A 19,340-nucleotide genomic window follows, 5' to 3' on the forward strand; every position below is an offset into this window, starting at 1 on the left:
CTTGTCATTCCAAGACGCTGCCGCCGTTCTCCCGCCCGAGTTCGCGCGCCTGCACGGTAGCCGGGTGCTGGTCGCGGGATCCGGCATCTCCGGCCGTGCCCTGATCGAGCCGCTCCGAGAGCTGGGCGCCGACGTCACGGTCACCGACGGCAACCAGGCGTCGCTGGACGAGCTGGCCGCCGCGACCGGGGTCGAGGTCGCCGCGCCGGACGCGGCCGCCGCGGCGATAGGCGGGTTCGCGCTGGTCGTCACGAGCCCCGGCTGGCGTCCCGACGCGCCGGTGCTGTCCGCGGCCGCCGGGGCCGGGATCCCGATCTGGGGGGACGTCGAGTTCACCTGGCGGCTCGACCGCGCGGAGGTCTACGGACCCGCCCGGCGCTGGCTGGTGGTGACCGGCACGAACGGCAAGACCACGACGACCTCGATGCTGGAATCGATCCTGCGGGCCGCCGGTATCGCGACGGTCGCCTGCGGCAACATCGGCCTGCCCATCATCGACGCGCTCCGGGCCGACGGCCCGCGCAACGAGGTGCTGGCGGTCGAACTCTCCTCGTTCCAGCTGCACTGGGCGCCGTCGGTGCGCCCGACGGCCGGGGTCATCCTCAACATCGCCGAGGACCACCTGGACTGGCACGGCGGCATGCAGGGCTACATCGACGCGAAGGCCCAGGTGTTGACCGGGGACGTCGCGGTGCTCGGGCTCGACGACGCCGTCACCGCGGGACTGTCCCGGGTGTCCACCGCGGGTCGGACCATCGGCTTCCGGCTCGGGATGCCCGCGCCGGGCGAACTGGGAGTGGACGGCGGCCGGCTGGTCGACCGCGCCTTCGGGGACGACGAGACCCTCGCGCTGGTCGGTGAGGTCACCCCGCCCGGGCCCGCGGGACAGATGGACGCGCTGGCCGCGGCCGCGCTGGCCAGGTCGATCGGCGTCCGCCCCGCCGCGGTCCGGGACGGCCTGCGCCGGTATCAGGTGGGTCCGCATCGCGCGGCGCTCGTCGCCGAGGCGGACGGCGTCACCTACATCGACGACTCCAAGGCGACGAATCCGCACGCGGCGCGCTCATCCCTGCTCGCGCATCCGAGGGTGGTGTGGGTCGCGGGCGGCCTGCTCAAGGGTGCCAGCGTCGACGAACTCGTCGCGGAGGTGGCCGATCGGCTCGTCGGCGCGGTCCTGCTGGGGCGCGATGCGGCGCAGATCGCACGGGCGCTCGCGCGACACGCGCCGCAGGTGCCGGTCGTGCGGGTGGATGCGGGAGACGATGCAGGGGTGAGTGCCGCGCAGAGCCCGGAATCGCCCGACGCCGTGATGGCGCGCGCGGTCCGCGCGGCCGCCTCGATGGCCCGGCCGGGGGACACGGTGTTGCTGGCGCCCGCGGCGGCCTCGCTGGACATGTTCACCGACTACGGCCACCGCGGTCGCAGCTTCGCCCAGGCCGTGGCGGAAGTGGCGGGTCGGCCGCGATGAGCAAGGCCGCGGGACCCCGCACCCGGTTCGGTGCCTGGCTGGCGCGTCCGCTCGCGTCCTTCCACCTGATCGTCACGATCACCGGACTGCTGACGGTGCTCGGCCTGGTGATGGTCCTGTCGTCCTCGAGCGTCGAGGCCTACGCCGACACCGGCTCCGCCTACGGCGTGTTCACCACGCAGGTGATCTTCGTCGCGCTCGGAGCCGTGCTGTTCTACGTGGCGCTGTTGCTGCCGGTGCGGGTGATGCGCACCATGGCGCTGCCCGCGTTCGCGGTGTCGGTGGTGCTGCTGGCCCTGGTGCTCATCCCCGGCATCGGCACCCTGTCCAACGGCGCCCGCCGCTGGTTCACCCTGGGCCCGCTGTCGTTCCAGCCCTCCGAGCTGGCGAAGGTGACCCTGGTGGTGTGGGGTGCTCACCTGCTGGCCTCCCGTCGGCGCGAGAACGCCTCCGTCAAGGAGCTGGTGGTGCCGCTGGTGCCCGCCGCGCTCCTCGTCTGCCTGCTCATCGTGCTGCAGCCGAACCTGTCGACCACCATCGCGTTCGGCATCATCCTGGCGGCGCTGCTCTGGTTCGCCGGACTCCCGCTGCGGCTGTTCCTCGGCATCGTCGGGGCGGGCATCGCGGCGGCGTTGGTCCTGGCGCTGACCGCCGGCTACCGATCCGACCGCGTCAAGGCCTACCTGAACCCCGGCGCCGACCCACAGGGCATCGGTTACCAGGGCAGGCAGGCCAAGTTCTCGCTCGCGGACGGCGGATTCTTCGGCCGTGGGCTCGGGCAGAGCCGGGCCAAATGGAGCTACCTGCCCAACTCACACAACGACTTCATCTTCGCGATCATCGGCGAGGAACTGGGCTTCCTGGGCTGCATGCTGGTGATCGGGCTGTTCGGGCTGTTCGTCTACGCGGGCCTGCGGATCGCGATGCGCTCGATCGACCCGTTCCTGCGCCTGCTCACCGCGACCGCGACCACCTGGATCCTGGCCCAGGCGCTGATCAACATCGGCTATGTGATCGGGATGCTCCCGGTGACCGGGCTGCAGTTGCCGCTCGTCTCGGCGGGCGGCAGCTCGATCGCGATCACCCTGTTCATGTTCGGCGTCATCGCGAACGCCGCCAGGCACGAGCCGGAGGCGGTGGCCGCCCTGCACGCCGGACAGGTCGGGCGGTTCGGCAGGATGCTGCGACTGCCCATGCCGGAGCAGTACTCGGCCGCCAAGGCGGAGGCCGCTCGCCGGGCAGCACAGGCGAAGGCGGCCCAGAAGCGCGCGGCCCAGCAGCGAGCCGCTCAGCAGCGGGCGGCCCAGCAGCGGGCCGCAGCCCCGCCGCGGAGGCGGGCGGTCGCGGGCAAGCCGGGCGCCGACCCACGGCGCGCGGATCCGCGACGCGGGCGAGCACTAGCATCAGACGAGCGGACACGACGGTCGAGTGGCCGCACAGGAGAGCGAGGATTTCGTAGGTGAGCGGCACAGCAGAGACTTCCCCCGTCGCGTCGCCCTCCTCCACCGGTCTGTCCGTCGTCGTCGCCGGCGGGGGCACCGCGGGACACATCGAGCCCGCGATGGCGGTTGCCGACGCGCTGCGCCGCCTCGACGCCTCCGTGACGGTCACCGCGCTCGGTACCGAGCGCGGTCTCGAGACGACCCTGGTGCCCGAGCGTGGCTACCCCCTCGAACTGATCCCGCCGGTGCCGCTGCCGCGCAAGCCGTCCAAGGACCTGCTCCGGCTGCCCGGGCGGGTGGTGCGCTCGGTGCGTCGCACCCGTGAGGTGCTCGAGGAGACGAACGCGGACGTGATCGTCGGATTCGGCGGCTACGTGGCGCTGCCCGCGTACCTGGCGGCGGGCCGCGGGCTCACCCGCCGCCGCAGGCGGGTGCCGGTCGTCGTCCACGAGGCCAACGCCAGCGCCGGGATCGCGAACAAGATCGGCGCCCGGGTCGCGGCCCGGGTGCTGGCCGCGGTGCCAGGTTCCGGGGTCGCCGCACGAGGCGCCACGGAGGCGGAGGTCGTGGGGATCCCCGTCCGCGCGTCGATCACGGGGCTCGACCGCGCCGCGCTGCGTGCCGAGGCCCGCGCGCACTTCGGCCTGCCCGCGGACGGTCCGGTCCTGCTGGTGTTCGGCGGATCCCAGGGCGCGCGCTCGCTGAACGAGGCGGTCTCCGGCGCCGCAGGCGCGCTGGCCGCGGCGGGGATCTCGGTGCTGCACGCGCACGGTCCGAAGAACACTCTCGAGGTTGCCCAGGTGAACCCGGCGGCGCCCTATGTCGCGGTGCCCTATCTGTCCCGGATGGACCTGGCGTACGCGGCCGCCGATGCCGCGATCTGCCGCTCCGGTGCGATGACCGTCGCGGAGGTCTCCGCGGTCGGCATGCCCGCGGTCTACGTGCCCCTTCCGCACGGCAACGGGGAGCAGGAGCTCAACGCCAAGCCGCTCGTGCGGGCGGGCGGTGGCATGATCGTCGCCGACGCGGACCTCACCCCGCAGTTCGTTGCGGATACGGTGGTGCCGTTGCTGGGCGATGCCGCCCGGCTGGGCGAGATGGGCAGGTCCGCCGCCGATGCCGGGCACCGGGACGCGGCCGACGCGGTCGCCCGGATCGTGCTCGACGTGGCGAAGGGACTCGGGGTGTCCGGACAGTCGGAGAAGTCGGAGGGCGGTCGATGACCGAGGTGCGCGGGGCGCAACTGCCCGCCGAGTTGCAGCGAGTCCACATGGTCGGCATCGGCGGCGCGGGCATGTCCGGCATCGCCCGGATCCTGCTGGCCAGGGGCGGCCAGGTGTCCGGATCGGATGCCAAGGAGAGCCGCGGGGTGCTGGCGCTGCGAGCCCGCGGCGCCCAGGTCCGCATCGGGCACGACGCGGGCGCGCTGAACCTGCTGCCCGGCGGCCCGACGGTGGTGGTGACCACGCACGCGGCCATTCCGAAGGACAACCCGGAACTGGTCGCGGCCCGCGAGCGCGGCATCCCGGTGCTGCTGCGCCCGGCGGTGCTCGCCTCGCTGATGCACGGCCAGCGCACGCTGCTGGTCGCGGGCACGCACGGCAAGACTTCCACCACCTCGATGCTCGTCGTCGCCCTGCAGCACTGCGGGGTCGACCCCTCGTTCGCGGTCGGCGGTGAGCTCAACGAGGCGGGGACGAACGCCCACCACGGATCGGGCGACGTCTTCGTGGCGGAGGCCGACGAGAGCGACGGCTCGTTGCTGCAGTACGACCCCGACGTGGTGATCGTGACCAACGTCGAGGCCGACCATCTCGACTACTTCGGCACCACCGACGCCTACGTCCAGGTCTTCGACGACTTCGCCGAGCGGATCGCGCCCGGCGGGCTGCTCGTGGTGTGCCTCGACGATCCCGGCTCGGCGGCGCTGGCCCAGCGGGTGGCCGCGCGCGCGCTGCCCGGCGTCCGGATTCTCGGCTACGGCAGCGGCGACGTCGAGGTGGAGGGGATCGCGCTCGGTGCGCGACTGCTGAGCTGGCAGGCCAGGGACACCGGCGGGGTGGCGGAGTTCGAACTCTCCGGTGAAGACGGTTCGCGCACACTGCGATTGGCGGTGCCCGGTCGGCACATGGCGCTCAACGCGCTGGGCGCGATCCTCGCGGCCCGCGAGGTGGGCGCGACGGTCGAGGAGATCCTCGAGGGCATCGCCGGGTTCGGCGGCGTGCATCGGCGTTTCCAGTCCACCGGACGCGAGAACGGCGTGCGGGTGTTCGACGACTACGCCCATCACCCCACCGAGGTCCGCGTCGTTCTCGGGGCGGCCCGCGAATTGGTCCGTCCGGGAAGCGAATCGGCGACCGGACGGGTGATCGTGGTCTTCCAGCCGCACCTGTACTCGCGAACGCTGGCGTTCGCCGAGGAGTTCGGTGCCGCGCTCGACCTCGCGGACGAGGTGGTGGTGCTCGACGTGTACGGCGCGCGGGAGGAACCCCTGCCCGGGGTCAGCGGCGCGCTGGTCGCCCAGGCCGTCACGAAGCCGGTGCACTACCAGCCGGATCTCTCGCAGGCCCCACGCCAGATCGCCGCGCTCGCGCGGTCGGGCGATGTCGTGATCACGATGGGCGCGGGCGATGTGACCATGCTCGGCAAGGAGATCCTCGGGGCTCTCGGGGCCACACCCGGCGCGGGCCGACCGCGGTGACGACGGACAGTCCGGGTCGCGCCGCGCGCCCCACTGCCGTGGGCGAGCCGCGCGCCGCAGGCCCAGACCCGCGCGCCGCAGGCCCAGACCGTAAGGGGAGCAAGCGAGACCGTAAGGAGAGCAAACGAGCCGCCAGAAAACCTCGTCGGGGCAGCCGGCCGCGTAATCGGAAGCGGCCGTTGATCATCGCCCTGTCGGTCGTGGCGCTGGTGGGTCTCGTCGCGGCAGCCTGGTTCACCCCGGTGCTCTCGGTGCGGAAGATCTCGGTGGTCGGCAACGTCGGCGTCCCCGGGGACGAGGTCTTGACGACTCTCGCGATCCCGACCGGCAAGCCGCTGCTGCAGGTCGACGTGGACGCGGCGGCCAGGCGGGTGGCCGCGATTCCGAAGGTCGATCACGCGCGCGTCGAACGCCGATACCCGTCCACGGTGCGGGTCACGGTCGTCGAGCGGGCACCCGCCGTCTTCTACGACGCGCCGGAGGGTACGCACCTGATGGACGCGGGGGCGGTCGCCTACGCGATCGAACCACCGCCGCCGGGCGTCCCGCGGCTAAAGGTCGAACGGCCCGGTCGGGAGGATCCGGTGACCGTCGATGCGTTGAAGGTGCTCACCTCGATGCCGCCGCCACTGCGGGCCCAGGTCGGGGAGGTCGCCGCCGGATCGATCTCCGACATCAGGATCACCCTGCTCGACGGCAGGCAACTGGTGTGGGGGAGCGCGGAGAACACCGAGCGCAAGTCAGCGATCGCGCTGCCGCTGCTCGGCCAACCGGGCAAGGTCTACGACATCTCCAGTCCCGATCTGGTCACCGTCAAATGAGCGCGACGACAAATCGTGCCGCCCGTCGGCGCGCCTGCTGGCGGATCGGTCCTGTCGTGCATAGCGTTTCGTTTCAGTCAGCTACTTGACATAACCCTAAGCCTATGGTTGAGGTTGAGGGTTTGTTTCTCGAGAAGTACCGCAGCACCAGCACCACGCAATTTCAGTAGTTCGAGCATCACCCCGAGCGCGTTCACACACACGGAAGGCGAGAGCCCATGACGCCCCCGCACAACTACCTCGCCGTTATCAAGGTCGTCGGCATCGGCGGCGGCGGCGTAAATGCGGTCAACCGCATGATCGAGCAGGGACTCAAGGGAGTCGAGTTCATCGCCGTCAACACCGACGCGCAGGCGCTGTTGATGAGCGACGCCGACGTCAAGTTGGACGTCGGCCGAGAACTCACCCGCGGTCTCGGCGCAGGCGCCGATCCCGAGGTGGGCCGCAAGGCCGCCGAGGATCACAAGGACGAGATCGAAGAGGTCCTCAAGGGCGCGGACATGGTCTTCGTGACCGCGGGCGAGGGCGGTGGCACCGGTACCGGTGGCGCGCCGGTGGTGGCGAGCATCGCCCGCAAGCTCGGTGCGCTGACCGTCGGCGTGGTCACCCGCCCGTTCTCCTTCGAGGGCAAGCGGCGCGGTGGACAGGCGGACAGCGGGATCCAGGCGCTGCGCGAGTCCTGCGACACGCTGATCGTCATCCCGAACGACCGGCTGCTCCAGCTCGGGGATGCCGCCGTCAGCCTGATGGACGCGTTCCGGAGCGCCGACGAGGTCCTCCTCAACGGCGTCCAGGGCATCACCGACCTGATCACCACCCCGGGCTTGATCAACGTGGACTTCGCGGACGTCAAGGGCGTCATGTCCGGGGCGGGCAGCGCGCTGATGGGCATCGGATCCTCGCGCGGCGAGGGCCGGGCGATCAAGGCCGCCGAGTCGGCGATCAACTCCCCGCTCCTCGAGGCCTCGATGGAGGGCGCGCGTGGCGTGCTGCTGTCCATCGCGGGTGGCTCGGACCTCGGGCTGTTCGAGATCAACGAGGCGGCCTCGCTCGTGCAGGAGGCCGCCCACATCGACGCGAACATCATCTTCGGGACGGTCATCGACGATTCGCTCGGTGACGAGGTCCGGGTGACGGTCATCGCGGCGGGCTTCGACGGGGGAACCCCGACCCGTCGTCCGGTCGAGCCGGCCGTCGCGGCGGGCAACGGTCCGATCGGCGCCGGTCGCGCCGGTGAGATCGGTCGATCGCCGCAGCACCAGGCGCCGGAGCCCGCGCCGGCCGCATCCGGCCGGGAGTCCCACGAGGCCCGCGATCCTCGCGAAGCACGCCCGAGCACCGGATCGACCCTGCCGCCGGTTCCGGTCGGCTCCTCGGCCCGGGTCGTCCCGGTCGCCGACGAAGAGGGCGAAGACGAAGTCGACGTGCCCTCGTTCATGCGTCGGTGACGGGCGGGTTCCGGGTTCGTCGGGTCGTCACCTCTCGGGCCGGGGGCGTCTCGGCGCCCCCCTATGACACCTTCAACCTCGGCGACCATGTCGGCGACGATCCGGCGGCGGTCGCGGCGAACCGTCGTCGGCTCGCTGACGGGATCGGATTGCCGTTCGAGCGGTTGGTCTGGATGGAACAGATCCACAGCCGGAACGTCACGGTGGTCGACGGGCCCGTCGCGGGCGTCGTCGAGGCGACCGACGCGCTGGTCACCGACGTGCCCGACCTGGCGCTGGTCACCCTGTCCGCGGACTGCGTACCGTTGCTGCTCTCGGACGACCAGGCCGGGGTGATCGCGGCCGTGCACGCAGGCCGGGTCGGCGCGCGGATCGGGATCGTCCCCCGGGTGCTCGACGCGATGGTGGCAAAGGGTGCCGCCGTCGAACGGATCGGTGCCTTCCTCGGTCCTGCGGCGAGCGGTCGTCAGTACGAGGTCCCGGCGGCGATGCGCGCGGACGTCGAGAAGCACCTGCCCGGGAGCGCGACCACCACGGTGCGGGGCACGCCCGGGATCGACCTGCGGGCCGGGCTGCGCCGTCAACTGCTCCAGGCGGGCGTGTCCGGGGTGGCGGAGGATCCGCGCTGCACGATCGAGGACCGTACGCTCTTCAGTCACCGTAGGGGAGCCCCGACCGGGCGGCTGGCGGGTGTCATCTGGATGGAGTCGACCGGAGGTGGGTGAGGTGGGCCGAACGCGGGCCGAGGAGATCGCCGCGAACCTGCGGTCGGTCTCCGCGCGCCTGGCCGACGCGTGCCGGGCCGCCGACCGCGACCCCGCAGACGTCCAGCTGCTGCCGGTGACCAAGTTCTTTCCGGCCTCGGACGTCGCGATCCTGTACGGACTCGGCTGTCGCGAGTTCGGTGAGTCGCGCGAGCAGGAGGCCTCGTCGAAGGTCGTCGAGTTGGCCGCGATGACCGCCGCCGACTCCGCCGCCGTCCGATGGCACATGATCGGCAGCGTCCAGCGGAACAAGGCCCGCTCGATCGCGCAGTGGGCCTACGCAATTCACTCCGTGGACAGCCCGAGGCTCGTCGACGCCCTCGCGAAGGCCGCCACCGCCGCGCTGGAGGAGGGTGGTCGCGAGCGGCCGCTGCGCGTGCTCCTCCAGGTAAGCCTCGACGGCGACCCACTTCGCGGTGGCGTTCCGGTCGACGAGCTCACAGAACTCGCCGACCACGCCGAATCGGCTGCCGGTCTTGAGCTTTCGGGGCTGATGGCGGTCCCGCCGCTCGGGTCCGACCCGGAGCGGGCGTTCGCGGCGTTGCAGTCCGCGCACAACGAGCTGCTGTCCAGTCATCCGGCGGCAACGGCGTTGTCGGCGGGGATGACCGACGACCTGGAGGTCGCCGTGCGGTACGGTTCCACCTGCGTGCGTGTCGGAACCGCACTGTTGGGTTCCCGGCCGATAGCCTCGAAGAACTGATCGGCGCACCGCCCGATTGTCCGCCGCGCCAAGGAAGGTCGACGATGAGCACTCTGCACAAGTTCAAGGCTTACTTCGGCATGGTCCCCCTCGAGGATTACGAAGACGACTACCTCGAGGAGCCCCGTCGCGCACCCCGCGGTGGACGATACGAGGGTGAACTCGATCGTGAGTACGAGGACGCCGGATACGCGCCTCGCGACGAGCTCGACGAACTGGATCGCCCGGTGTCGCCGCGGCGGATGGAGCCGCTGCCCGCGCGCAGCAGCCGTCCCGGTGCCCCCGTCGGTGCCCGCCAGCCGTCGACCCGCGGCGCGCTCGCTGTCGACACCCAGCCGCGCATCGAGAGTCGACGCGCGCCCATCTTCGACGAGGGCGGACCGCTGTCCAAGATCACCACACTCCGCCCCCGTGACTACGGCGAGGCTCGGATCATCGGCGAGCGCTTCCGGGACGGCACCCCGGTGATCATGGACCTGGTGGAGATGAGCAACGCCGACGCCAAGCGGCTCGTGGACTTCGCGGCCGGCCTGGCGTTCGCGCTGCGTGGCTCATTCGACAAAGTGGCCACAAAAGTGTTTCTCCTCTCACCCGCCGACATCGATGTCTCGGCGGAGGAGCGGCGTCGGATCGCCGAAACCGGCTTCTACAACCAGAAATAGGCGGTCCCGGCCGGGCGCAAGTAGGCTGGCCCGGCCGGATGTCCGGATGCCGGTGCGGACCGATCCGGTTTTGATCGGTCCGGCCGTGTCAGGCAAAGTGATGGAGTGACCTTGTTCGCGGTGATCTACTTCCTGCTCTTCCTCTTTTGGTTGTTACTCATCGGGCGGATCATCGTCGAGTTCATCCGGACATTTGCTCGCGATTGGCGACCCACCGGCATTGTGGTGGTCATTCTCGAAGCGATATTTACGGTCACGGATCCACCGATCAAGTTGCTTCGGCGGCTTATTCCGTCGATATCTCTCGGCGGGGTTCGGTTGGACCTGTCAATCATGGTCTTGCTGTTCATCGTCTTCATCTTGATGTCGGTCGTTCAAGGACTGGCCGCGTGATGTCGTTCGTTGAGTCGTGGCGCGACCTACGGGTCTGGTGTGACAGAATGGACGCCAGTTACAGTCGGATTGCAAGGTTTTCCGCTGTATGCGCTATAACTGAATGCTTGCTCGACCGCCAACAGACGCGCGAAGGGATCCTTCCATGCCGCTGACACCAGCTGATGTGCACAACGTCGCGTTCAGCAAGCCGCCAATCGGCAAGCGGGGCTACAACGAAGATGAGGTAGATGCGTTTCTCGACCTCGTCGAGCAGGAGCTCTCGCGACTGATCGAGGAGAACGCGGATCTCCGCCAGCGCGTGGGTGAGCTCGATCAGGAGCTCGCGGATGCGAAGAAGGCTCCTCGGCCGGCAGGCGCCGCGCCCGAACCCGTTCGGGTCGTCGAGCCGCCGAAGCCGGTCGCCCCGGTCGCGGCCCCCGCGCCCGCAGCGCCCGTCGCCCGCCCGGGCAACACCGAAGAGGCCAACCTGCAGGCCGCGAAGATCCTCGGCCTCGCCCAGGAGATGGCCGACCGCCTGACCGGCGATGCGAAGACGGAATCGGAGCAGCTGGTCACCACGGCGCGGACCAACTCCGAGCAGCTGGTCAGCGATGCCCGGACCCGTTCCGAGGCGATGATCTCCGACGCCAGGCAGAAGTCCGAGGCCCTGCTCTCCGATGCGCAGACGCGCTCCGAGACGCAGCTGCGCCAGGCCAAGGAGAAGGCCGACGCGCTGCAGGCCGACGCCGAGCGCAAGCACACCGAGATCATGGCGACCATCAACCAGCAGCGCAGCGTGCTGGAGGGCCGGATCGAGCAGCTCAAGACGTTCGAGCGCGAGTACCGGGTGCGGCTCAAGTCCTACCTGGAGTCGCAGCTCGAGGAGCTCGAGCAGCGCGGCTCGGCGGTCCCCGTGGACGGTGGCCAGGAGGCGTTCGGAGGCGAGGCTGCCAAGCCCGGCCTGAGCCAGACGTTTGCCAAGGGCAACAACTAACCCGGTATCGCCTGTCGGCCGTCCTACAAGCTGACCCAGGGGTATGCCGTGCTGATCCTGACGCTCGTAATGGCAGCGGTTGGGTTCGCGCTGCTGGTGGTCGCCCTGATGACCGGATCGGTCGTGTGGGCATGGGGATGCATCGTGGTCTGCGTGGTCGGTGCGGTGTTGCTGCTGGTGAGTTCGCTACGCGGCAACACCGCACCGGATGCGTCCGAACCCGGGGCCACGCCATCGGATGGGCGGGCCGACACGGGCCGGGAGTCGTCGGACAGGCGATTTGACGCCGGCGACTAGAATCGCAGTCAGTATGTGGCGCTGATCCGGCCATCACCGGGGAGCCTTCGGAAGAACGGCGCGCGTTCGCGAAGAACGGTCGCTCAGTAGAACCGAACGGGTGGGCCCGTCACAGCCCAGCACGAGAGGTCCGGACGGCGGTGCCGCCGCAGCCGGGCAAGCGGGGTGGTACCGCGGTCGCAGCGCAGAGGCGCTGCCGTCGTCCCCGTGCCAGACACGGCACGAGGGAGTAACTGGGTTGACGAACAACTCGACCGGCAACGGATCCGATCAGACGGGCGCCGGCTATCCGCGAGTTGATCTCGGCGGCGGCAAGGCCAACACGAACGTGCGCTTTCCCGAGCTCGAGCAGCGGGTGCTGGCCGAGTGGGCGGCCGACGACACGTTCCGCGCCTCCATCGCCAACCGGGCCGAGGCGCCCGAGTTCGTCTTCTACGACGGCCCGCCCTTCGCCAACGGCCTGCCGCACTACGGCCACCTGCTCACCGGTTACGTCAAGGACCTCATCCCGCGCTTCCAGACGATGCGCGGCAAGAAGGTCGAGCGCCGGTTCGGCTGGGACTGCCACGGCCTGCCCGCCGAGCTCGAGGCGGAGAAGCAGCTCGGCATCAAGGACAAGTCCGAGATCGAGGAAATGGGCCTCGCGCAGTTCAATGCCGCCTGCAAGTCGTCGGTGCTGCGCTACACCGACGAGTGGCGCGAGTACGTCACCCGGCAGGCGCGCTGGGTCGACTTCGACAACGACTACAAGACGCTCGACCTGGACTTCATGGAGTCGGTCATGTGGGCGTTCAAGGAGCTCTACGACAAGGGGCTGATCTACCAGGGCTTCCGGGTGCTGCCGTACAGCTGGTACGAGCAGACGCCGCTGTCGAACCAGGAGACCAAGCTCGACGACGCCTACAAGATGCGTCAGGATCCGGCGGTCACCGTCGACATGCCGCTGAGTGCGCCCGGTTCTCCGCTCGACGGCGCGAACGCGCTGATCTGGACCACCACGCCCTGGACGCTGCCGTCCAACCTGGCGATCGCCGTCCATCCCGAGATCGACTACGTCCAGGTCGAGGGCAAGGACGGCAAGCGGTACGTGCTCGCCAAGGACCGGGTGGCGCACTACGCCCGCGAACTCGGCGAGGAGCCGGCCGTGCTCTCCGAGCACAAGGGCGCCGAGCTGGTCGGGCTGTCCTACGAGCCGCCGTTCGACTTCTTCCACGGACCCGACAAGGGCCACGCCAATGCGCACCGCACGCTCGCCGCGGACTACGTCACCACCGACTCCGGCACCGGAATCGTCCACCTCGCACCGGCTTTCGGTGAGGAGGACATGGACTGCGCGACGGCCAACGGCATCGAGATCGTGCAACCGCTGGACGCGGGCGGCAAGTTCACCGCCATGGTGCCGCCGTACGAGGGCCTGCAGGTGTTCGATGCCAACCCGGTCATCGCCAAGGACCTGAAGGCGGCAGGCAAGCTGCTGCGGCACGAGACGATCGAGCACTCCTACCCGCACAGCTGGCGCAGCGGCCAGCCGCTGATCTACATGGCGGTGCCGTCCTGGTTCGTCGCCGTCACCAAGTTCCGCGACCGGATGGTCGAGCTGAACCAGGAGATCACCTGGGTGCCCGAGCACATCCGTGACGGCCAGTTCGGCAAGTGGCTCGAGGGCGCCCGTGACTGGAACATCAGCCGGAACCGCTACTGGGGCAGCCCGATCCCGGTCTGGATGTCGGACGATCCGGCGTACCCGCGGATCGACGTGTACGGCTCGCTCGACCAGCTGGAGGCGGACTTCGGCGTGCGGCCGACCGACCTGCACCGGCCGATGATCGACGACCTGGTCCGCCCGAACCCGGACGACCCGACCGGCAAGTCGATGATGCGCCGCGTCCCCGAGGTGCTGGACTGCTGGTTCGAGTCCGGCTCGATGCCGTACGCGCAGGTGCACTACCCGTTCGAGAACAAGGACTGGTTCGACGGCGGTAATGGGCAGGAGGGCCACAACCCCGGCGACTTCATCGTCGAGTACAACGGCCAGACCCGTGGCTGGTTCTACACGCTGCACGTGCTGGCGACGGCGCTCTTCGATCGCCCGGCGTTCAAGACGGTCGCGGCGCACGGCATCGTGCTCGGCGACGACGGCCTGAAGATGAGCAAGTCCAAGGGCAACTACCCGGACGTCAACGAGGTGTTCGACCGGGACGGTTCGGACGCCATGCGGTGGTTCCTGATGTCCTCGCCGATCCTGCGCGGCGGCAACCTGGTCGTCACCGAGCAGGGCATCCGCGAGGGCTCCCGGCAGGCCCTGATGCCGCTGTGGAACGCGTGGAGCTTCCTGCAGCTGTACGCGGGCAAGCCCGGACAGTGGCGCACCGATTCGCCGAACGTGCTCGACAAGTACATCCTGGCGAAGCTGTCGGGCACCCGTGACGCGATCACCGAGGCGCTCGAGGTCAACGACATCGCGGGTGCCTGCGACGAGCTGCGGACCTTCTGCGACGCGCTCACCAACTGGTACGTGCGCCGCTCCCGGACGCGGTTCTGGGACGAGGACCGCGACGCCATCGACACCCTGCACACCGTGCTCGAGGTCGTCACCCGCCTCGCGGCTCCGCTGCTGCCGCTGGTGACCGAGGTCATCTGGCGGGGGCTCACCGGCGGGCGTTCCGTGCACCTGACGGACTGGCCAGAGGCAACGGATCTGCCGTCCGATCCCGAGCTCGTCAGCGCGATGGACGAGGTCCGCTCGGTCTGCTCGACCGTGCTCGGCCTGCGCAAGGCGCAGAACCTGCGGGTGCGGTTGCCGCTGCCCGAGGTGACCGTGGCGGCCGAGGACGCCGAGCGGCTGCGCCCGTTCATCGGCATCATCGCGGACGAGGTCAACGTCAAGAAGGTGGACCTGACCGAGGACGTGGACGTGCACGGCAAGTTCGAGCTCGTCGTCAACGCGCGAGCCGCAGGCCCGCGCCTGGGCAAGGACGTGCAGACGGTCATCAAGGCGGTCAAGGCCGGGGACTGGTCCGAGGTCGACGGGGTCGTCACCGCCGCTGGCATCGCCCTGCTCCCGTCCGAGTACACCCAGCGCCTGGTCGCCGCCGAGCCCGAGTCCACCGCGGCGCTGCCGGAGAACGCGGGCCTGGTGGTCCTCGACTCGGCGGTCACCGAGGAGCTGGAGGCCGAGGGCTGGGCGAAGGACCGCATCCGCGAATTGCAGGACGCCCGCCGCGCGGCCGGCCTGGAGGTCTCGGACCGGATCGTCGTCACCCTGCAGGTGCCCGAGGACCGACTCGAATGGGCGGCCCGGCACCGTGAGCTGATCGCGGGGGAGATCCTCGCGACCAGCCTCGAGCTCGGTGAGGCGAGCGGACCCGAGTCGATCGAGCTGGGCGAGGGCGCCCGGGTCGTGATCACCAAGGCGTGAGACGCGTCATCCGGTGATCTGTCGGTGACCGGGCGTAGCTTGCACGCATGAGCACCAGTAAGGAGACGGTCGCGTACGTCCTCGGGCAGCTCGAGCCCCTGGACGTGCGCGCCCGTGCGATGTTCGGCGAGTACGGGTTGTACTGCGACGAGAAGATGGTCGCGTTGATCTGTCACGACACCGTCTTCGTCAAGCCGACCGAGGTGGCGGACGGCTACCTCGGCGCGGACGCGCTGGCACCCCCTTATCCGGGTGCGAAGGACCACCTCGCGATCCCGCCCGAGCGGATCGAGGACACCCGGTGGCTGCACGAGTTCATCCAGCGCACCGCCGATGTCCTGCCGGTGCCGAAGAAGAAGAAACCCAAGGCCACGTGACGGGACCGTCCACCTCGCGCCGCTGGGTGCTGCACCTCGACATGGACGCGTTCTTCGCCTCCGTCGAGCAGCTCACCCGGCCGACCCTGCGTGGGCGGCCGGTGCTCGTCGGCGGGCTCGGTGGGCGCGGGGTGGTCGCGGGCGCCAGCTACGAGGCGCGCGCCTACGGGGCGCGGTCGGCGATGCCGATGCACCAGGCCAGGCGCATGGTCGGCGCGGGCGCGGTGGTGCTGCCGCCGCGCGGCGGCCTCTACTCGATGCTGAGCAAGACGGTATTCGACGCCCTGCGCACGCGGATGCCGGTCCTCGAGATGCTCTCCATGGACGAGGCGTTCGGAGAGCCCCCGGAGCTGGTGGGGGCCGACGCGGAGGCGGTGCGGGCGTTCGCGGAGGAGTTGCGTGCGCTGATCCGGGAGCGGTCCGGGTTGGTCGCATCGATCGGTGCCGGAGCGGGCAAGCAGATCGCGAAGATCGCCTCCGGTCTGGCGAAGCCGGACGGGGTGCGCGTGGTCACCCCGGGTGAACAGCGCGCACTGTTCGAGGCGTTGCCGGTTCGCAAGCTGTGGGGGATCGGGCCGGTCGCGGACGAGAAGCTGCGCCGGCTCGGGATCGAGACCATCGGCGGGCTCGCGGCGACGTCGGAGACGGAGATCGTCTCGGTGCTCGGCGCCACGATGGGGCCGAGCCTGCATCGCCTCGCGAAGGGGATCGACGACCGTCCGGTGGCCGAGCGTGCCGACGCCAAACAGGTCAGCGCCGAGACCACGTTCGCGGCCGATCTGGTCACCCTGGACCAGCTGCGGTCGGCGGTGGACCGCACCGGCGCGGCCGCGCACGCCCGGCTGCTCGGCGACGGCCGGGCGGCCAGGACGGTGGTGTTGAAGCTGAGGAAGTCCGACATGAGCATCGTCACCCGGTCGGCGACGCTGCCCTATGCGACGACGGAGCTGCAGACGCTCGTGGCCACCGCGCAGCGTCAGGTGATCGATCCGCTCGAGCTCGGCCCGGTGCGATTGGTCGGGGTCTCGCTCGGCGGGCTCACCTCGGTTCGGCAGGGCTCGCTGTTCCCCGACCTGGACCAGGGTGATGTGATGCTCATCACAGAATTGGAGGCGGCGCCTGCGGTGCCGGCGCCGGCGATCCCGACGGTCGTGGACGCGGCGCGCTGGCGCCCCGGTCAGGACGTCGTACACCCGGAGTTCGGTCACGGATGGGTGCAGGGCTGCGGACATGGCGTGGTCACGGTTCGTTTCGAGACCCGCTCGACCGGCCCGGGCGTCGCGCGTACCTTTGCCGAGGACGACGACGGACTTGCCCGCGCCGACCCCGAGGCGAGCCTTCATTAAGGATCACCTTATTTTTGTCCTGTTGACTACAGTCACAGACACACTTCGGTGGATGCCATAGTGGACGCAACCGCTGAATCGCTCTGAGCAACACACGAGCACCGAGAACATGTTCACCCGAGAAAAAGGAAAAGCATTGATGCTCCGCAAGACCCTCATCGCCGGTGTCGCCGTGGCGGCCGCCCTCTCGCTCGCCGCCTGTGGTGACGACAGCTCTGAGGCCAAGTCGACGACCACCGCCAAGGCCACCACCACGGTCGCCGACATCGAGTACCCCCCGGTGCCCTCTGCGGTCGAGCTGAACGCGATGCTGGTCAAGGGCCTCGACCCGGCCACCCCGGTCGCCGAGAAGACCGCCCTGGTCCAGGACGGCGAGTCGGACCCGGGCCTGTTCGACGCGGTGGCCGCGGCCGCCAAGCAGTCCAACGCCACCGTCACCGTCGTCGACCCGATCCTCGACAACGGCGACGGCACCCTCACCGCCACCGTCAACATGGACATCGGCGGCCAGGTCAGCGCCGGCACCGCCGGCTTCGTGGTCGAGAACGGCCAGTGGAAGCTGTCGAAGGAGTACGCCTGCAACATCGTCAAGCTGGCGAACCTCACCTCGCCTGCCTGCGTCTGACGCTCAGCAGCACCCGACCGAATGCCGGTGCCCCGCAAGGGGTGCCGGCATTCGGCGTTTCACGCGGGCGAGGCCGCGCGGACCCGGTCCACCGCCGTCCCGGCCAGCCGCCCGAGCAAGTCGGCGCCGATGGGCTCCTGCCCGGAGGCCACGAGCTGGATCAGGGTCGAGCCGACCTGGGCGATGATCACGTCCGAGGTCATCGTCACCCCGTCGCTCGACGTGAGCAGGCGGACCGAGGTCGAGGCATCACCCACCGGGGGCTGACCGAGGCCCCCCAGGCGGTACTGCACCGCGAAACCGTCGGCGTCGGTGCCCCGGTACTCGGCACAGCCGTCGAAGGCCTCCTGGACGCGGGCCAGCGCCGCCGCGGCGCCCCCGTCCGGGTAACTCGCGGCGTCGATGTCGATGCTGGTGAAGTCGGGCCCGCCGAACCGCGCGACCGCGCGCGCCGCCGACCCGGGCGCCTGGTCCGCCACCTCGCGGAGCACGGCCGCGCAGGCCTGCGGGTCGGTGCTCGAGCGGTCGGCGGCGTCGTACTCCGGCGCGGGGGGCAGGCCCAGGTCCGCTACCGGATCTGCAAGGGGCGCAAAGCCGGTCGGTAGGTCGGCCGGGGTCAGCAGCGCCGCGCGCAGTCGGGCTGGGTCGGTGATCGGGCCCGAGCCGGCCGCCGCAGCGGTGACGGGGGCGGGCAGCGGGGCCACCGTCGGCTGCACCTCGTCGGCCGACCCGGAGCACGCCGCGAGCAGGGGCAGCGCGGCCAACGCGGCTGCGCAGGCACGGGCGGTGGTGCTCATCACCCCGACCACTGCACCCGGTTGGTGATGGTCTGTCGCAGCGTCGTGGTGCCGTTCGGGTCGCGATAGCTCTGGTGGCCGCCGACAGTGACGTCGCCGCCGACCGGCAGCGGCTGATTCAGGTCGACGACCATGGTGCCGGTCCCGGTCATGACGTAGGTCTCGATGTTGAGTCGGCTCGACTTGTCCGGCAGGTCCCACACGGGAGACTCGGGGGTCTGGGTGACCGAGACGTCGACGGTGAGCCGGTCCCCGTCCCGCTCACGCAGGGTCGCGGTCGTCACCTGATCGAGCGCGATCCCGCTCATCACCTGCTGCCGGAGGGTCCACACCGCCCCGATCCCGATCTCCGCGTCCGGGAAGGACACGGTGCGATAGACGGACTGGTAGAGGGCCTGCTCGACGGCGGAACGGGCGATGTCCCTCGACTCGGGGTCGGGCGTGATCCGCAGCGAGGTGATCGCCCCGCTCGGGGTGACGGTGAATCCCGCACCCGACCCCTCCGCCTCCGTCAGCGCGTCGGCGAGGCGGGGGTCCGGCGTGCTGATCGAGCCGAGCGTCACGTCCACCTGCACGGCCGGATCGGACTGATCGCCTCGAACGGTCGCGGTGAGGGGAGTGCGGAGTTCGGGGGTCGAGAAGTCCTGCTGTGGCTGATCGTCGATCTGCTGGAAGACCTGCGAGCTGGTGGTCAGCGTGGCGTGCTGCTCGGAACCGATCGGTGGGTGCACGGTCACCCGCTGGCGGGGCTCGGCGCCCGGATCGAGGACGGTGGCCGTCATGGCCGAGACCGGGACGGTGACCTCTTTCGCGGACGCGGTGGGGACATCGGTGGGGGCGGCGTCGCCGCCGGACCCGCACGCGGAGACGAAGGAAGAGAGGGCAAGGGTCGCGGCGACCAGAGCGGTCCGGGCCGTCGCCGTTGCCGGGAGGGCGGACCGATGAGTGAACACAGACACGCGACCAGGTTAGCCACGGTCGGGTGTGGTGGGGTCCGGCATGCCACGGTAAGGGATGATGGCTGGGTGAGCGAAGCGGAGAATGCGGAGAACCCCGGCATCGGGGCGAGCGAAGCGACGGGGGGTGTGACCGCGGTGGCCTC

18 protein-coding genes are annotated in these 19,340 nt (G+C 70.2%); 16 read left to right on the forward strand and 2 right to left on the reverse strand.

All coding sequences use genetic code 11. From position 1 onward, the window contains the following. Position 1: 1 nt before the first annotated feature. From murD to ACFQS9_RS04080, 16 genes are all read left to right on the forward strand, one after another. Positions 2-1,468 (forward strand): UDP-N-acetylmuramoyl-L-alanine--D-glutamate ligase, encoded by a 1,467-nt coding sequence (murD, locus tag ACFQS9_RS04005; protein ID WP_378401813.1) that lies wholly within the window; start codon positions 2-4, stop codon positions 1,466-1,468. After that, positions 1,465-2,931, forward strand: coding sequence for a putative lipid II flippase FtsW (ftsW, locus tag ACFQS9_RS04010; RefSeq protein ID WP_378401815.1), 1,467 nt, complete (start codon positions 1,465-1,467; stop codon positions 2,929-2,931). Before murD ends, ftsW begins: the two co-directional genes overlap by 4 nt. A gap of 98 nt (positions 2,932-3,029) precedes the next feature. Continuing rightward, a complete protein-coding gene (gene murG / locus ACFQS9_RS04015) occupies positions 3,030-4,133 on the forward strand; it encodes an undecaprenyldiphospho-muramoylpentapeptide beta-N-acetylglucosaminyltransferase (protein ID WP_378401893.1) in 1,104 nt (367 codons plus the stop codon). Then, positions 4,130-5,611: a UDP-N-acetylmuramate--L-alanine ligase gene (murC, locus tag ACFQS9_RS04020; protein ID WP_378401817.1), complete on the forward strand. Its 1,482-nt coding sequence runs from the start codon at positions 4,130-4,132 to the stop codon at positions 5,609-5,611. The genes murG and murC overlap by 4 nt, the downstream gene beginning before the upstream one ends. A gap of 179 nt (positions 5,612-5,790) precedes the next feature. Beyond that, positions 5,791-6,432 (forward strand): cell division protein FtsQ/DivIB, encoded by a 642-nt coding sequence (locus ACFQS9_RS04025; RefSeq protein WP_378401819.1) that lies wholly within the window; start codon positions 5,791-5,793, stop codon positions 6,430-6,432. A gap of 218 nt (positions 6,433-6,650) precedes the next feature. Then, positions 6,651-7,880 (forward strand): cell division protein FtsZ, encoded by a 1,230-nt coding sequence (gene ftsZ, locus ACFQS9_RS04030; RefSeq protein ID WP_378401821.1) that lies wholly within the window; start codon positions 6,651-6,653, stop codon positions 7,878-7,880. Next, positions 7,877-8,605, forward strand: coding sequence for a peptidoglycan editing factor PgeF (gene pgeF, locus ACFQS9_RS04035; protein WP_378401823.1), 729 nt, complete (start codon positions 7,877-7,879; stop codon positions 8,603-8,605). The genes ftsZ and pgeF overlap by 4 nt, the downstream gene beginning before the upstream one ends. Then, positions 8,598-9,347: a YggS family pyridoxal phosphate-dependent enzyme gene (locus ACFQS9_RS04040; RefSeq protein ID WP_378401825.1), complete on the forward strand. Its 750-nt coding sequence runs from the start codon at positions 8,598-8,600 to the stop codon at positions 9,345-9,347. The genes pgeF and ACFQS9_RS04040 overlap by 8 nt, the downstream gene beginning before the upstream one ends. A 44-nt stretch (positions 9,348-9,391) precedes the next feature. Then, entirely contained in the window at positions 9,392-10,009 is a 618-nt protein-coding gene (locus tag ACFQS9_RS04045) for a cell division protein SepF (RefSeq protein WP_378401826.1), read from the forward strand. A gap of 105 nt (positions 10,010-10,114) precedes the next feature. Then, positions 10,115-10,402: a YggT family protein gene (locus ACFQS9_RS04050; RefSeq protein WP_378401828.1), complete on the forward strand. Its 288-nt coding sequence runs from the start codon at positions 10,115-10,117 to the stop codon at positions 10,400-10,402. Positions 10,403-10,547: 145 nt separating this feature from the next. After that, the gene (gene wag31 / locus ACFQS9_RS04055; RefSeq protein WP_077041923.1) at positions 10,548-11,378 is read left to right on the forward strand and encodes a DivIVA-like cell division protein Wag31; all 831 of its coding nucleotides are present in this window, start codon (positions 10,548-10,550) and stop codon (positions 11,376-11,378) included. A gap of 48 nt (positions 11,379-11,426) precedes the next feature. Then, positions 11,427-11,675, forward strand: coding sequence for a hypothetical protein (locus ACFQS9_RS04060; RefSeq protein WP_378401830.1), 249 nt, complete (start codon positions 11,427-11,429; stop codon positions 11,673-11,675). 238 nt (positions 11,676-11,913) lie between these two features. Then, the gene (ileS, locus tag ACFQS9_RS04065; RefSeq protein ID WP_378401832.1) at positions 11,914-15,093 is read left to right on the forward strand and encodes an isoleucine--tRNA ligase; all 3,180 of its coding nucleotides are present in this window, start codon (positions 11,914-11,916) and stop codon (positions 15,091-15,093) included. 47 nt (positions 15,094-15,140) lie between these two features. Continuing rightward, entirely contained in the window at positions 15,141-15,470 is a 330-nt protein-coding gene (locus ACFQS9_RS04070; RefSeq protein ID WP_378401834.1) for a TfoX/Sxy family protein, read from the forward strand. A 41-nt stretch (positions 15,471-15,511) separates the two neighbouring features. Then, positions 15,512-16,816 (forward strand): DNA polymerase IV, encoded by a 1,305-nt coding sequence (locus tag ACFQS9_RS04075; RefSeq protein WP_465269914.1) that lies wholly within the window; start codon positions 15,512-15,514, stop codon positions 16,814-16,816. Positions 16,817-16,955: 139 nt separating this feature from the next. Further along, positions 16,956-17,441, forward strand: a complete 486-nt coding sequence (locus ACFQS9_RS04080; RefSeq protein ID WP_465269913.1) for a WKL family lipoprotein — start codon at positions 16,956-16,958, stop codon at positions 17,439-17,441. A gap of 59 nt (positions 17,442-17,500) precedes the next feature. Here ACFQS9_RS04080 and ACFQS9_RS04085 read toward each other — a convergent pair whose 3' ends face one another. Both ACFQS9_RS04085 and ACFQS9_RS04090 read right to left on the reverse strand, forming a co-directional pair. Continuing rightward, positions 17,501-18,238 carry a sensor domain-containing protein gene (locus ACFQS9_RS04085; protein WP_378401838.1) on the reverse strand — a complete coding sequence of 246 codons (738 nt, stop codon included), beginning with the start codon at positions 18,236-18,238 and terminating at the stop codon, positions 17,501-17,503. Continuing rightward, a complete protein-coding gene (locus ACFQS9_RS04090) occupies positions 18,238-19,197 on the reverse strand; it encodes a hypothetical protein (protein WP_378401840.1) in 960 nt (319 codons plus the stop codon). The genes ACFQS9_RS04085 and ACFQS9_RS04090 overlap by 1 nt, the downstream gene beginning before the upstream one ends. Between the last annotated feature and the right edge of the window lie 143 nt (positions 19,198-19,340).

The organism is Rhodococcus daqingensis, from assembly GCF_042665615.1.
Lineage (GTDB): Bacteria > Actinomycetota > Actinomycetes > Mycobacteriales > Mycobacteriaceae > Rhodococcus_G > Rhodococcus_G daqingensis.

What these genes read in the sequence shown, in the direction of transcription:
- ACFQS9_RS04075 (WP_465269914.1), top strand. Translation starts at nt 15,512, where the DNA reads ATGGACGCGTTCTTCGCCTCCGTCGAGCAGCTCACCCGGCCGACCCTG.
- murC (WP_378401817.1), top strand. Translation starts at nt 4,130, where the DNA reads ATGACCGAGGTGCGCGGGGCGCAACTGCCCGCCGAGTTGCAGCGAGTC.
- ftsW (WP_378401815.1), top strand. Translation starts at nt 1,465, where the DNA reads ATGAGCAAGGCCGCGGGACCCCGCACCCGGTTCGGTGCCTGGCTGGCG.
- ACFQS9_RS04070 (WP_378401834.1), top strand. Translation starts at nt 15,141, where the DNA reads ATGAGCACCAGTAAGGAGACGGTCGCGTACGTCCTCGGGCAGCTCGAG.
- murG (WP_378401893.1), top strand. Translation starts at nt 3,030, where the DNA reads ATGGCGGTTGCCGACGCGCTGCGCCGCCTCGACGCCTCCGTGACGGTC.
- ACFQS9_RS04080 (WP_465269913.1), top strand. Translation starts at nt 16,956, where the DNA reads ATGCTCCGCAAGACCCTCATCGCCGGTGTCGCCGTGGCGGCCGCCCTC.
- ftsZ (WP_378401821.1), top strand. Translation starts at nt 6,651, where the DNA reads ATGACGCCCCCGCACAACTACCTCGCCGTTATCAAGGTCGTCGGCATC.
- ACFQS9_RS04085 (WP_378401838.1), bottom strand. Translation starts at nt 18,238, where the DNA reads ATGAGCACCACCGCCCGTGCCTGCGCAGCCGCGTTGGCCGCGCTGCCC.
- wag31 (WP_077041923.1), top strand. Translation starts at nt 10,548, where the DNA reads ATGCCGCTGACACCAGCTGATGTGCACAACGTCGCGTTCAGCAAGCCG.
- ACFQS9_RS04045 (WP_378401826.1), top strand. Translation starts at nt 9,392, where the DNA reads ATGAGCACTCTGCACAAGTTCAAGGCTTACTTCGGCATGGTCCCCCTC.